The 13,252-nt window shown below is 42.7% G+C and carries 13 protein-coding genes; 3 read left to right on the plus strand and 10 right to left on the minus strand.

Translation table 11 applies throughout. From position 1 onward, the window contains the following. Positions 1-19: 19 nt before the first annotated feature. Together HXT50_RS05005 and HXT50_RS05010 are read right to left on the minus strand one after the other, a co-directional pair. The gene (locus HXT50_RS05005) at positions 20-673 is read right to left on the minus strand and encodes a response regulator transcription factor (protein WP_004105678.1); all 654 of its coding nucleotides are present in this window, start codon (positions 671-673) and stop codon (positions 20-22) included. A 34-nt stretch (positions 674-707) separates the two neighbouring features. Then, the gene (locus tag HXT50_RS05010) at positions 708-1,169 is read right to left on the minus strand and encodes a hypothetical protein (protein ID WP_004574152.1); all 462 of its coding nucleotides are present in this window, start codon (positions 1,167-1,169) and stop codon (positions 708-710) included. 570 nt (positions 1,170-1,739) lie between these two features. Between HXT50_RS05010 and HXT50_RS05015 the strand changes: the two genes are divergently transcribed. Both HXT50_RS05015 and HXT50_RS05020 read left to right on the plus strand, forming a co-directional pair. After that, positions 1,740-1,952, plus strand: a complete 213-nt coding sequence (locus HXT50_RS05015; RefSeq protein WP_004105675.1) for a hypothetical protein — start codon at positions 1,740-1,742, stop codon at positions 1,950-1,952. 190 nt (positions 1,953-2,142) lie between these two features. Next, complete coding sequence (locus HXT50_RS05020; RefSeq protein WP_004105674.1) at positions 2,143-2,403, plus strand: hypothetical protein; 261 nt, start codon at positions 2,143-2,145, stop codon at positions 2,401-2,403. 177 nt (positions 2,404-2,580) lie between these two features. Here the strand turns inward: HXT50_RS05020 and HXT50_RS05025 are convergent, their stop codons facing one another. The 5 genes from HXT50_RS05025 to nrdH form a co-directional block, all read right to left on the minus strand. Continuing rightward, positions 2,581-3,174 carry a hypothetical protein gene (locus tag HXT50_RS05025; RefSeq protein WP_004105672.1) on the minus strand — a complete coding sequence of 198 codons (594 nt, stop codon included), beginning with the start codon at positions 3,172-3,174 and terminating at the stop codon, positions 2,581-2,583. Between the two features lie 353 nt (positions 3,175-3,527). Further along, positions 3,528-4,622, minus strand: a complete 1,095-nt coding sequence (gene nrdF / locus HXT50_RS05030) for a class 1b ribonucleoside-diphosphate reductase subunit beta (RefSeq protein ID WP_004105670.1) — start codon at positions 4,620-4,622, stop codon at positions 3,528-3,530. A 97-nt stretch (positions 4,623-4,719) separates the two neighbouring features. Further along, on the minus strand, positions 4,720-6,945 hold the full coding sequence (gene nrdE / locus HXT50_RS05035; RefSeq protein ID WP_101885856.1) for a class 1b ribonucleoside-diphosphate reductase subunit alpha: 2,226 nt from the start codon (positions 6,943-6,945) through the stop codon (positions 4,720-4,722). A 75-nt stretch (positions 6,946-7,020) separates the two neighbouring features. Next, positions 7,021-7,521 carry a class Ib ribonucleoside-diphosphate reductase assembly flavoprotein NrdI gene (nrdI, locus tag HXT50_RS05040; protein ID WP_064621463.1) on the minus strand — a complete coding sequence of 167 codons (501 nt, stop codon included), beginning with the start codon at positions 7,519-7,521 and terminating at the stop codon, positions 7,021-7,023. Positions 7,522-7,524: 3 nt separating this feature from the next. After that, entirely contained in the window at positions 7,525-7,785 is a 261-nt protein-coding gene (nrdH, locus tag HXT50_RS05045; protein WP_004574150.1) for a glutaredoxin-like protein NrdH, read from the minus strand. A gap of 427 nt (positions 7,786-8,212) precedes the next feature. Between nrdH and gndA the strand changes: the two genes are divergently transcribed. Continuing rightward, the gene (gene gndA, locus HXT50_RS05050) at positions 8,213-9,667 is read left to right on the plus strand and encodes an NADP-dependent phosphogluconate dehydrogenase (RefSeq protein ID WP_004574149.1); all 1,455 of its coding nucleotides are present in this window, start codon (positions 8,213-8,215) and stop codon (positions 9,665-9,667) included. A gap of 100 nt (positions 9,668-9,767) precedes the next feature. Here the strand turns inward: gndA and pgl are convergent, their stop codons facing one another. From pgl to zwf, 3 genes are read right to left on the minus strand one after another with little or no spacing between them, the layout of a single operon-like run. Then, positions 9,768-10,592, minus strand: coding sequence for a 6-phosphogluconolactonase (gene pgl, locus HXT50_RS05055; RefSeq protein ID WP_004574148.1), 825 nt, complete (start codon positions 10,590-10,592; stop codon positions 9,768-9,770). Between the two features lie 54 nt (positions 10,593-10,646). Beyond that, a complete protein-coding gene (locus HXT50_RS05060; RefSeq protein ID WP_410295695.1) occupies positions 10,647-11,588 on the minus strand; it encodes a glucose-6-phosphate dehydrogenase assembly protein OpcA in 942 nt (313 codons plus the stop codon). Then, positions 11,585-13,165 carry a glucose-6-phosphate dehydrogenase gene (gene zwf / locus HXT50_RS05065; RefSeq protein ID WP_004105660.1) on the minus strand — a complete coding sequence of 527 codons (1,581 nt, stop codon included), beginning with the start codon at positions 13,163-13,165 and terminating at the stop codon, positions 11,585-11,587. Before zwf ends, HXT50_RS05060 begins: the two co-directional genes overlap by 4 nt. Between the last annotated feature and the right edge of the window lie 87 nt (positions 13,166-13,252).

Here is a 13,252-nt window from a genome sequence, read left to right on the forward strand (position 1 = left end):
CATGTTAATTTCTTACACGTTATATGTCATGCGAATATTTTGCGAGCGCAGCGAGCGCTTGCATACGACTTTTAACTTGAAGTTTTCCATAAATACGCCGTAAGTGCGTGTTGACTGTTGAAACTTTCACATTAAGCTGATCTGCAATCTCTTTCGTAGAAGATCCCTGTTTGCACAAGCGCATAATTTCCGATTCTTGAGGAGACAAAACTGAAGTCTTCGGAAGCTGAGAAATCATATTGAATGATTCTTGCGGAGTGTGAAAATAGTCAATATATTGTGGCAATTCTGGGCAACCGTAGCTTGTTGTGCGCGATTGAATAGCTGCAACTATGTCTGCTAAATTGTCTTTATGTACTAGCGCTTGACCACCCGACTTAGCAACTTGCAATACGTATTCATCCAGCATGTAGGAAGTAATGCCAATCAAAACAATATTGCTATTGCGCTCGCGAATTGCCTTAATTACATCAACACCACTCATTTCTCTCATTGACATATCTACTAAAAGTATGTCAGGAGTATTTTCTGTAACGCAACGATGAATAGCTTGTTTTGCAGAAGAACACATCCATGCACAAACAAAGTTTTCAGGCAAACGACTTCTCAGAAGAAGTTGCATATATCGCAATACAAGCGTGTCATTATCAACAATTGCGTAAGTAGTGTTCATACAATATATGGTATCTTGTTTTGGAATCCGCTTATCAAGAGATGTGCGATTGTATTGTTTTTCTCAAATTATCAAGATTGTACACATTAAAGTGCCATACGCTAGCACTTTCCGTTGGCACACTCCATTCTTCGGTTTTACCATTCGCAGTAAAGCGAATTATTTGGGTTGTTGGCTTATTTATAACTTCAAAATTAGTGAGTTGATTCCACGGAATGCGATGAAGATGCTTATCGTCTAATTTAGCTAGATTACCCGAGCCTAAAATGGTATTCGGATTAACAACAATAAACTCATTATTAGTGGCAGCAACAATACGCGCATCAACACTTTGCGCTACATAGAATAATTTAGGTAACAAAAATAGTTTGAGTAAATCTTTCCACCAAGGGTCGTATTTCATGGTAAATACATACGTCTTATCAACTGAAAGATTGTGATCTTTAAAGTACTTGACGATATCTTCTTCTCGTATACCGCGCAAAGGATTGGTCATAATAAGCACCTCCTTGTGATTCTTGTTTTGTAAATTACCAACATACTAACGTTCAAATTTTATCTACACAAATAGGCGTACTTATTTTTAACGATAGCGTTTTTAGAAAACTTTTTAAAACTTTTACGATTAGCAGTTTGTATGTTCTCAACAATCAACATTTAAGAACATTTCCGTTTTGGAACCATTCTTAAATAAAGACATATTTATGGAGTTATCGTGGCAAAAATTGCAAATCTAACAAAAACTGACACGATAACGGATGTGTTTGGGTTGATTTTTGCAGCATAAAAATTTCTACTGAGCCCAAAAATAACAATCACAAGTATTGCCAATTTTACTGTGTCACTAAATATAGTTACAGCTGATTACATGACAGTATTTTTTTATTACACTGAGAGCCATTGCACAATTTATTTGTACAGCAAAATAACGTTTTAAGGAAAGGAATTATGCGGTGAAGCGCTTAGCAAAGACAGTGTTAAAGAAACTCGGTGGTTCTGTTGGTATTGCATTTCAATTGGGTATTGCGCATGGCAATGTCGTGACCAGTGGGGTAGGTGAATCATTATGAAAAAGCAAATTTTGGCTTATTTTAAGCGACTTATCAAACGAGAAGCTACTTATATGCCGTTGACATTTATTGGCTTGCTTGGAATTTTTGCAATATTTAGTGGCAATACAATTGCTTACATTTCATCTCCAAATAGGTGGATTGAAACATTTGTTTTTACACTTATTGTTGCTTTTGCACGTGCCTTCATACCTGATGATCGTTATTGAACAATTTATTTCATAAAGATTAGCGAAATGCACACAGCACTTCGCTAATCTTCTATTTCATATTTTCTAAGTTATATTACGGTAGATTTTAATCCTATTTAGTTGTTTTTTATTTATCAGTAACTTTTTGGTTGCTGTCTAGGATGCTAATATGCAATATTCATAGATTACATTAAGAAGAAGGAATATCATGAGTCAAGATTTTGGAGTAAAAAATTGGAATCCATCTGCTGCAGCAAATACTAGTGACGATGACGATGAGCTTTCTGAAGAAGATTTTGATAAATTGGCTGCAGAGCTTGAGCAATTCTTTACCAAGTATGTAGTGTTAGAAAATAATAAGTTTGTAGTTCATGACGATGCGATTATTGCCGATGGTTATGGAGAATATTTAGAAGGCTTTCACATCTTAGCAGAAAAATTCACTGCTGGTCTTGAAGAGGACAGATAGCGTAAATTAACCACGATAACGCGTATAACATAGCGAATGTGCAATTAAAGTTATACGATACAGTCGCGTAATCAGTTAAAAAATATTGCCTGTTCATCAACGATATTGATTAACAGGCAATATTTTCAAAACAACAAAATTTGGCAAATAGCCTAAATTTTGTGGCTAAACCATTTACTATTTTGCTACGTCAAGAACTACTAAACGTTGTCCGCCATAAGTTCTGGCATCAAGACAGGTTTGAATAAAGTAAGCAGATTTAGGGAATTGCTCAACATATCCTTTGAACTGGCTTAACAATTTATCCGCGCTGCCTCCTCCTTCAAAGTCTTTATAATCTGCCACTTTATAGTCTTTGCCGTTTAATTTAACTGGTGTGCCCTTTTGAAGTTTCTTTAATAACATTCCTGAAGTATTTAAACGGTCGACGACCATGTAGTGACCAGTAATGACTTGGAACCAGTCGTCTTGAAGTGTCCAATGATAAAAAGCATCTTTCACGTAGGCCAACTTATCAGGATAAGCGTCCCAAATAACGGGTTTAGTTTCACCTAGTGCTTCAAAAGTTCCTTTTTCGCCTTTCACAAAAGCCTCAGGAACGTTCTTTTCTGAAGGTTTTTTGATTGATTTTGAATGTTTTTTAGTTGACTGATGGGTTATTTTCGTAGACGCTGAATTGTTTGCTTTGGAGCTACCGCAGGCCGCTAGCCCCACCAGCGAACTGAATAGCACTACAACACAAAGTACTTTTTTATAAGTCATTTTCCCCATAACTGACCTTCTTTCTTCGTATAGATGTGACTAACAACTGCTAGGCATCCTTATCAATTTGGATTCCAAACTTGAGCGCCTGCTCAGTTCAGCCCAAAACGCTTAGTTTAAACGGAGGATGAATTGATAGTCACTGCTGATTTTTGCATAAAGGGATTAACAAAACCAGTTTCTTTTCCATAGTGTACCATAAAGGCTGAGGGGGCTCATGTTACTTTCTAATTTTTCAGTTTTTATGTATACGATATTTTGGTTCAATAATTGACTTAGATAAATTAAATTGGTTAACTAATTAAATTAATTAGTTAACCAATCGAACAGTCAGTTAATCAAATAAACAATCAATTATGCGACTAGAAGTCCCAATCGTCGTCGTCGGTTTCAACAGACTTTCCCATGATGTAGCTGGAGCCAGAGCCGGAGAAGAAGTCGTGATTTTCGTCGGCAGCAGGAGATAGAGCTGCGAGAATTTCTGGGCTTACGTGAGTTTCTTCTTCGCTGTACTTAGCAGGATAGCCAAGATTCATCAAAGCCTTGTTAGCGTTATAACGAACGAAGTCAAAAACGTCATCGTGGAAGTCAAATCCTTCGTAAATCTGACCAGAATACTCAACTTCCAAATCGTACAAAGTATCGAGCAAGTTCATAGTGAACTTTTCAAGATTCTTCTTATCGTTCTCGCTTCTAAGCTCCAAACCGCGCTGGAACTTGTAACCAGAATAATAGCCGTGAATCGCCTTATCGCGCAAAATCAAACGAATCATATCGGCAGTGTTCATCATCTTTCCGCGAGAAGCAAAATAAAGCGGAAGGTAGAATCCCGCGTAAAGAAGAAGTGAAGAAAGCATAGTTGCAGCAATCTTGCGTTTAAGCGGATCTTCGCTCTCGTACTCGCAAAGCACAGTGGTGACGCGCTGCTGCAAAACATCGTTGCCAACAGCCCAACGGTAAGCTTCGTCAATTTCCTCGCTAGAGCAAAGAGTAGAGAAAATAGAGGAGTAGGAGCGCGCGTGAATCGACTGCATAAAAGCAATATTCGTGTAAATAGCCTGCTCGTGCTCAGTGCGAGCGTGCTCAATCTGGCAAAGCTCGCCAATAGTTGCCTGGCTAGTATCAAGCAAAGTCAAGCCCGTAAAAACGCGAGTAGTGGTCTTGCGTTCAAGATCGGTGAGGGAACGCCAAGAAGGAATATCGTTGCTCAGCGGCACTTTTTCAGGAAGCCAGAAGTTAGCAATAAGACGATTCCAAACGTCCAAATCCTTGTCGTCAACAATATTATTCCAATTAACTGGGCGTACACGCGATCCGTGATGGTAGCGGTACTGAGATGGTGTGATAGAAGCTGCCATCATAGCGTCATCTGCGATTACGCGATTTGTGCCGAAAGGCTTATCGAGGCTACTGCGCAATGCTGTTGGATCGAGCGCAGTTGTATCGAGTTCTGTCATAATTACTCCTGATCTTGTGTTTACGTTTTACAAAATTTTTAAGTTTTTTTATTTAATTTGGAAATATCTACGTAGCTAAAATTTTTATCACTACTACTTATAGTGTGCAGCTTACGCAACCTTCAATTTCCGTACCTTCCAAAGCTTTCTGGCGAATACGAATGTAGTAAAGAGTCTTAATGCCCTTGCGCCATGCGTAAATCTGAGCCTTATTCAAATCGCGAGTAGTCGTAGTGTCTGGGAAGAACAAAGTAAGCGACAATCCCTGATCCACATGCTGAGTTGCTTCAGCGTAAGTATCAATAATTGCCTTCCAGCCAATCTCGTAAGCATCCTTAAAGTACTGCATATTGTCGTTCGTCATGTATGCTGCAGGGTAGTAGACGCGACCAACTTTGCCCTCTTTACGAATCTCAATGCGAGAAGCAATTGGGTGGATTGAACTCGTGGAATGGTTGATGTAAGAGATTGAGCCAGTTGGAGGAACAGCCTGCAAATACTCGTTGTAAATGCCGTCGCGCAAAATCTCGTCGCGCAGTTGCTCCCAGTCTGAAACACTTGGAATCGCAACATTGAAACGAGCAAACAAATCGCGAACCGCTTGAGTGCGAGGCTCAAGAGAACGACTTCCATCAGTGTATTTATCGAAATAGTTGCCTTTTCCTGCAGGCTTAGCGTAGGCACTCGTTTTAAGGCTTGCAAAAGCGTGTCCGCGCTCTACAGCCAAAGCGTGAGAAGCCTTATAAGCGTGGTAAGCAACAGTCATAAAGTACATGTCTGTAAAGTCAAGAGCTTCCTCGCTTCCGTACTGCATGTGCTCGCGAGCAAGGAAACCGTGCAAATTCATTTGACCCAAGCCAATAGCGTGACCTTCTGCGTTTCCGCGACGAATCGAAGGTACAGAATCAATCGAAGTATGCTCAGAAACAGAAGTGAGCGCACGTACCGCCAAATCAACGCTTGCACCCAAGTCACCATCCATTGCCTTAGCAATATTAAGAGAGCCGAGATTGCAAGAAATGTCGCGGCCAACGTGACTATAAGATAAGTCAGCGTTATAAGTGCTTGCTTCCTGAGTTTGCAAAATCTCGGAGCACAAGTTGCTCATAGTAATGCGACCCTTAATAGGATTTGTGCGATTCACAGTATCCTCAAACAAAATGTAAGGGTAGCCAGACTCAAACTGAATTTCCGCAAGTGTCATAAAGAATTCGCGAGCGTCGATGTACTTCTTGTGAATGCGAGGATTTGCAACCATCTCGTCGTAATGTTCAGTAACAGAAATGTCTGCAAAAGGCTTGCCATATTCGCGCTCAACATCGTAAGGGCTAAACAAAGCCATCTTTTCTTTGCGCTTAGCAAGCTCAAAAGTAATATCTGGAATAACAACGCCTAAAGAAAGCGACTTAATACGAATCTTCTCGTCCGCGTTCTCGCGCTTAGTGTCGAGGAAACGCATAATATCTGGGTGGTGAGCGCTAATATACACAGCACCAGCGCCCTGACGAGCGCCAAGCTGATTAGCGTAAGAGAATGAATCTTCCAAAAGCTTCATAACAGGTACAACGCCACTCGACTGATTTTCGATGCGCTTAATAGGAGCGCCAAGCTCGCGCAAATTCGTAAGCAAAAGAGCCACGCCGCCGCCTCGTTTAGAAAGTTGCAAAGCAGAATTAATTCCGCGCGCAATAGACTCCATATTATCTTCCAAACGCACGAGGAAGCAGCTCACAGCCTCTCCGCGCTGAGCTTTACCAAGATTCAAGAACGTTGGAGTGGCTGGCTGGAAGCGACCTGCAAGCATTTCGTCCAAATAGTTGAGCGCTGCTTTTTCGTCGCCGTCTGCGAGTTCCAAAGCGACTGCAGCTGCGCGTTGAGCGAAGTTTTCCAAATACTGTTTGCCGTCGAAAGTCTTTAAAGCGTAAGAAGTGTAGAACTTAAAAGCACCTAAGAATGTGCCAAAAGTGTGGTGAGCGGCTTCTGCATGCTCGTAGAATTTATCGAGAAACTCATCGCTGTATTTGTTGAACACGTTGCCGTTGTAGTAATAGTTGTCAATCAAATAGTTCAAGCGTTCGCGAGTTGAAGCAAACTTCATGCTGTGTTCTTGCACGTAATCCGAAACGTAAAGCTTTTCTGCTTCCTGATCTTTATCAAACTGAATGCCTTTTTCTGGGTCAAAAAGACCGAGCATAGCGTTAAGAACGTGGTAGTCGCGGCTGTTGCGAATGCGCTCTGCTGTTGTGCTGGCAGTTGTGCTTGCAGAATCAGTGTGATCAAGATTAAGCGAAGTAGATTCGCTCATCGGATCTGTGCTATTCATGGGGTTTGTTCCTTTCTTCATGCGTTATTTTTGTTTTTCAAACGCTGTTTGTTTTGTTTCTTTTACTTATTTCGTTTATTTCGTTTGTTCTGTTTCTTTGAGTTGTTTTAAAAATCTCGGTATCCCATGCGCTACTTTTTCTATATCTTCTGCAGTTCCTGTGAGTTCAAACGAGTACATATTTGGGATTTTGCACTTTCCTGCAATTTGACCGCCTGCAGCGCAATATGCTTCTCCAAAATTTGTATTTCCGGAAGAAATTACCCCGCGAATAAACGAACGATTTTCGCGATTATTTAAGAATTTGCGAACTTGCATTGGTATTGCTTTCGCAATATTTCCACCGCCGTAAGTTGGAACAATCAAAACGTACGGTTCGCGCACGTTTAATTCCGGCTCTTTAGGGCGAAGTGGTATGCGGTACACGTTTACGTTATTGCTTGGAAAATCGCAATTTTGCACAAATCTTAACGTGTTTTCGGAAACTGAGGAAAAGTAGACTACAGCTCCGATTGATTCGCCTTGTGCGCGCGATTCAGGCTCGCTTTGTTGTGTTATATTTTCTTGCTCACACATTTCTTATGCTTCTTTTGCTGCCTCTGCGGAAGTTCCGAGTTTATCCGCAATTTGCGCAATTAGATCTGGACGGTACCCACTCCAGGATGCGTCGGGAGCAATGACTACTGGAGCTTGACGGTATCCGGCATTTCTTAACTGTTCGAGTGATTCAGGGCTTTTTGACAAGTCTACTGTTTCAAAGTTCACGCCAAGTTTTGTGAACTGTCGCTTAGTTGCATCACACTGTGGGCAATGAGGTTTAGTAAACACTGTGATAGTCATTTCAATCTCCTCTGGTGATGGGGGAATTTTGCAATTCCGTGTTGTATCGACAAAAGCCAAGTAGTTAGCTTACTCTGAATAAGCACTATTTATAGTGGTGTGTCGACTGTGTAAACACTATATATAGTTATTATTTAAAATAGCTAAAAATAGCGTGTTTGTAAGCGTGTCGTGTTTTATGAAGTGAATATGAGCTTAGTTTTAACGATTAAAAATGTAATCTATTTCACAGAATTTATATTTGGAACTACTTAACTTGCATATTGTTAAGCCTTGTGCATATCCGCCTATAAAATTATTAAGTGCGTTTCTTGAAGGGGCGTAACGCAAAATAAAAAGTTGTGCATTTTGTAGATAATGCAGATTGCTTGGGTGCGCAAAGCATGCGTGCAAATAACAAAACAAGTACAAGATAAGAGGTGTCATTATGACTCAAGCTCAGGCAAATATTGGTGTTGTTGGTTTGGCTGCCATGGGTTCGAATTTAGCGCGTAATCTTGCGCATCATGGAAATACAGTAGCTGTTTATAATCGTCATTATTCGCGCACTGAAACTTTAATGAATGAGCATGGCAGTGAAGGTGCTTTTGTGCCTTCAAAAACTGTTGAAGAATTTGTGGCTTCTCTAAAGCGTCCGCGCACCGCAATAATTATGGTAAAAGCTGGTGCTCCTACGGATGCTGTGATTGAAGAACTTGCAAATGCTATGGAGCCTGGAGATATTATCGTCGACGGAGGAAACTCTTATTTTGAAGATACGATTCGCAGAGAGCGTGACATTCGCGCGCGTGGTCTTCATTACGTTGGTTGCGGTGTTTCTGGCGGCGAAGAAGGTGCTTTGCGTGGTCCTTCGATGATGCCTGGTGGCACTGAGGAATCTTGGAAGACTCTTGGTCCTATTTTGAAGTCTATTGCTGCTGTTGCTGAAGGTGAACCTTGCGTAACGCATATTGGTACTGACGGCGCTGGTCATTTTGTGAAGATGGTTCACAATGGCATCGAGTACTCGGATATGCAGCTTATTGCCGAAAGCTACGATTTAATGCTTCGCGGTTTGGGCATGAAGTCCGACGAAATTGCAGACGTGTTTAGCGAGTGGAATAAGGGCGAACTTGATTCTTATTTGATTGAAATTACGGCTGATGTGCTTCGCCAGAAGGATGCTAAGACTGGTAAGCCTTTGGTTGAGATGATGGTGGATCACGCTGGCATGAAGGGCACTGGCACTTGGACTGTACAGTCTGCGCTTTCGCTCGGCATACCAGTTACCGGTATTGCTGAAGCCGTGTTTGCTCGCGGACTTTCCAGCCAGGTTGCTTTGCGAGAAGCTGCTGAAAGCCAAGGTTTGACTGGTCCGGATGTGCATTTTGATTTGAACGATGCTGAGCGTAAGGCGTTTATTGAGGATATTCGCCAAGCTTTGTACGCTTCTAAGATTGTTTCTTATGCTCAGGGATTCGACGAGATTGCTGCTGCTGCAATTGAGCATGATTGGAAGATTGACCAGGCTGCGGTTGCTCGCATTTGGCGTGGTGGATGCATTATTCGCGCTCAGTTCTTGAACCGCGTTTCTGAGGCTTTTGAGTCCGGTGAAGCGAGCGTTTCTTTGCTTTTTGCACCGTACTTTAAGGATGCTATTGAAAAGTCGCAGGCTGCTTGGCGTCGTGTTATTGCGCGTGCAGTTGAGCACGGGGTTCCTGTGCCAGCATTCTCTAGCTTGCTTGCATACTACGATGGATTGCGTTCCAAGCGTTTGCCAGCTTCGCTTATTCAGGCTCAGCGTGATTTCTTCGGCGCTCACACTTACGGTCGCATTGACGAGCCAGGCGTATTCCACACTTTGTGGGCAGAGCCTAATCGCCCAGAAGTAAAGCAAGATTAAAACAAATAATATTTAGAGATAACAGACCTTTGCATTATTATGCAGAGGTCTGTTATTTATTGTTCTGAGTATTATGCATGTTGCTAGAAAGCTATACAAGTTACTTAATAGCAGCTTGCAAAGTTTCCGCGGTGGTTAGCCAAGAGATTTCGTCAGTTCCGTTTGCAAAAGACGCAGGATATTCTGGATTATTATCACCAGAAAGTACATTCATTAAAGCAGCGCCTTTTTCTACTCCGGCAGTCAAGAACCAAGTGCGGTGGCTGTGAGCCAGCACAGGAACTGTAAGAGACAATCGCATTGGCGGAAGTTTAGGGGAGTGATTTACTCCAACAACAATGCGATCGCGATTATTAACCTGCGGTAATCCTGGGAAAAGTGAAGCCATATGCGCATCCGGCCCCATGCCAAGAATTGCTAGATCAAACACTGGCTCTTTGCCAAGTATGCTCACGATTTCTTCCTCATAGTCGCGCGCTGCAGCGTCTAAAATAGCGTCATTTTCAGCGTCGCTGGCTGCTACAATTTCCTCCGCATTACGCTCATCTGCAGGCATTTCGTGAATATGAGATTCTGTCAAAGCTTTGTTAGAAGTAAGTAAGTTAAGAAACATTTCGCGAGCCTTGCGCGCATTGCGATCCTCGCTATCATAAGCTACGAAACGCTCATCTGCCCACCAAATATGCACTAAATTCCAATTAATTGCTGGTAAAAGCGGGTTATTAGCAAGCATTTGGAACATGCGTATTGAATCTGTGCCACCAGTAAGTAATAAATGAAATGGTTTATTGAGATTTTGCACATCATTCTGTGATTCCATAATAAGCGTTACTAGACGTTGGGCTGCAACGGCTGCAAGCACATCGCGATTATCGTATCCGTAAATACTTGCGTTATGTGCAAAAGTAACTTCATTATTTGTCATAGTTGTTCCTTTTATGCAATTAAAAATATTTCACGAATTGTTTCACGTAATGTTTCACGCATTTTCTGAAGGATTATCTCGCACCAGCTGCGCATAAATTTCGTCAGGATCAATGCGTCGCAATTCTTCGCTTAAGCAATCATCCAGAGTGCGAATAGGAAGCGCAATAGGTTGTGCAGCCTGTCCAGGCAGGCTAATCAAAGCTTGATCTCCGCCAGCAGGGCGAGTGAGTGACAATGTGCCATCCTTGCGTTCTAAAGTTACGGAAGTAATAGCTTGAGCTTCAGGATTTTCAACTATTTCTACAGGAACGTGCAAGCTACTCTTAATCCAAGCTGCTAGTAAATGCAGAGATACGTAATGAGTAGGACCCACAACCTTCGCGCTAAGAATAGGCAAATGTGGAGGTTGATCGAGCATAGAAGCAAGTAACGCGCGCCAAGGAGTTAAACGCGTCCAAGACAAATCTGCATCTTGCGGAGACCAGTTTTTACGCAAGTTTTGCACAGTTTTAAGAGTATCGTCTGCTCGCTGTGCGTCAGTAATTCTGCTACTTGCCATAGCTCCAAGCAAATCGTGAGCAGGATCTTCCGGAGCGTTTGTTGGCCACCATGCAACAACCGGTGCATCTGGCACAAGTAGTGGAATGACAAGCGTATCCGGATGACGAACTAAACCGTTGTGCGGATACAAAATAATAATTTCGCCAGCTCCAGCATCTGCCCCAAAACGTACTTGAGCATCGAGATTCGGCACAACCTCACCGCGCTCAGCAGCGTGCTCGCTAGACCAATCTCGAACCATTGCAATAACTCGGCAAGGATGCTCGCGGCTAGCTGCGTTTGCTGCATCAAGTGCATGCTCTAACTCTTTAAGAGTTGTATCAATAAGCAAAGTGAGCACTCGACCAGTAGCAGATTCGCCGCGCTCTTCGTGCAATTCGTCGATTTTTGCTGCAATTTTGCTTGTATTAGTATCAGGAAGGTTGATAATCATGGCAGCCTCCAATGGCGATTATCTCGAGCAAGCATAGCATCAGCTTCTGCTGGACCCCACGTTCCAGCGCGATATGGTTGCGGTTGTGTGCCAAGCGAACTCCAGAATTCCTCAATAGGGTCAAGAATTTTCCAACTTAAATCTACTTCTTGCGTAGTTGGGAATAGCGGTGGTTCGCCAAGAAGTACGTCAAGAATCAAGCGCTCGTAAGCTTCAGGGGAACTTTCAGTAAAAGAGCGTCCGTAACTAAAGTCCATAGAAACGTCTCGAACTTCCATAGCAGTTCCGCCAGGAACTTTCGCACCAAAGCGCATAGTAACGCCCTCGTCTGGCTGCACCCGAATCACAATAGCATTGCTACCAAGCTCTCGAACTGCAGTAGACTCAAACGGCAAATGCGGAGCGCGCTTAAAAATAACAGCAATTTCCGTAACGCGCTTGCCTAAACGTTTTCCGGTTCGCAAGTAGAACGGAACTCCAGCCCAACGGCGAGTATCAACGTCAAGTCGCACTGCAGCGTACGTTTCAGTAGTGCTTTTAGGGTCGATTCCTTGCTCTTCCAAGTATCCAACAGCTTTGTAAGAGCCTTGCCATCCTGCTGCATACTGTCCTCGAGCAGTATTGGCAGCCAAGTCTTGAGGTAGTCGGATTGCGGATAGAACTTTCGTTTTTTCAGCAGTCAAATCGCTAGCGCGGAAACTTACAGGCTCTTCCATAGCAGTAAGCGCCATAAGTTGAAGCAAATGGTTCTGGATCACGTCACGTGCAGCACCGATTCCGTCGTAGTATCCGGCTCTTCCGCCAATGCCAATATCTTCAGCCATCGTAATTTGCACGTGATCGACGTAATTTGCGTTCCAAATCGGCTCATACATTGCGTTAGCAAAGCGGAAAGCCAACAAATTTTGCACAGTTTCCTTGCCTAAATAATGGTCAATTCGGAACACAGAATTAGGATCAAAAACTTCAGAAACAACGCGATCCAATTCTCGTGCGCTCGCTAAATCGTGACCAAAAGGCTTTTCAATAATTACGCGTCGCCAAGCATGCTCAGAAGAGTGCGAAAGACCTGATGCTGCAAGCTGTTGGGCAACAACTGGGAAGCTGGAAGGCGGAATAGACATGTAAAAAGCGTGATTTCCGCGAGTACCTCTGTCTCGATCAAGTTCGTTCACTGTTTTGCTTAAACGCTCAAACGCGGACGCATCGTCAAAGGTGCCGCGTACGAAACGTATGCCTTTAGCGAGATTAATCCAAGTTGACTCACGAAATGGCGTTCTGCAATGCTGCTCAATATTTTCGCGCACAAAGTTTACGAAATGTTCATCCGTCCAATCGCGTCTCGCAAAACCAGTTAAACCAAATCCTGGAGGCAAAAGCCCGCGATTAGCTAAATCATATACTGCTGGCATAAGTTTTTTGCGTGCTAAATCGCCAGTAATGCCAAAAATTACTAGGCTGCACGGACCCGCAATGCGAGCTAAACGCAAATCACGTGGATCGCGCAAAGGATTCGTCCAAGTAGATACGCTTTCCCCAGCGTCTTGCAAATCACGTAGTGTCCTCAACTCAGTCATAGATACTATCGTAATATTTCGTAGCTATTTTCACCACGCAAAACACAATTTATTATGCTTAATAACAGTATTAAAAAGTTTTAGCGC

The sequence above is a fragment of the Gardnerella sp. KA00243 genome (genome assembly GCF_049244105.1).
Taxonomy (GTDB): Bacteria; Actinomycetota; Actinomycetes; order Actinomycetales; family Bifidobacteriaceae; genus Bifidobacterium; species Bifidobacterium leopoldii.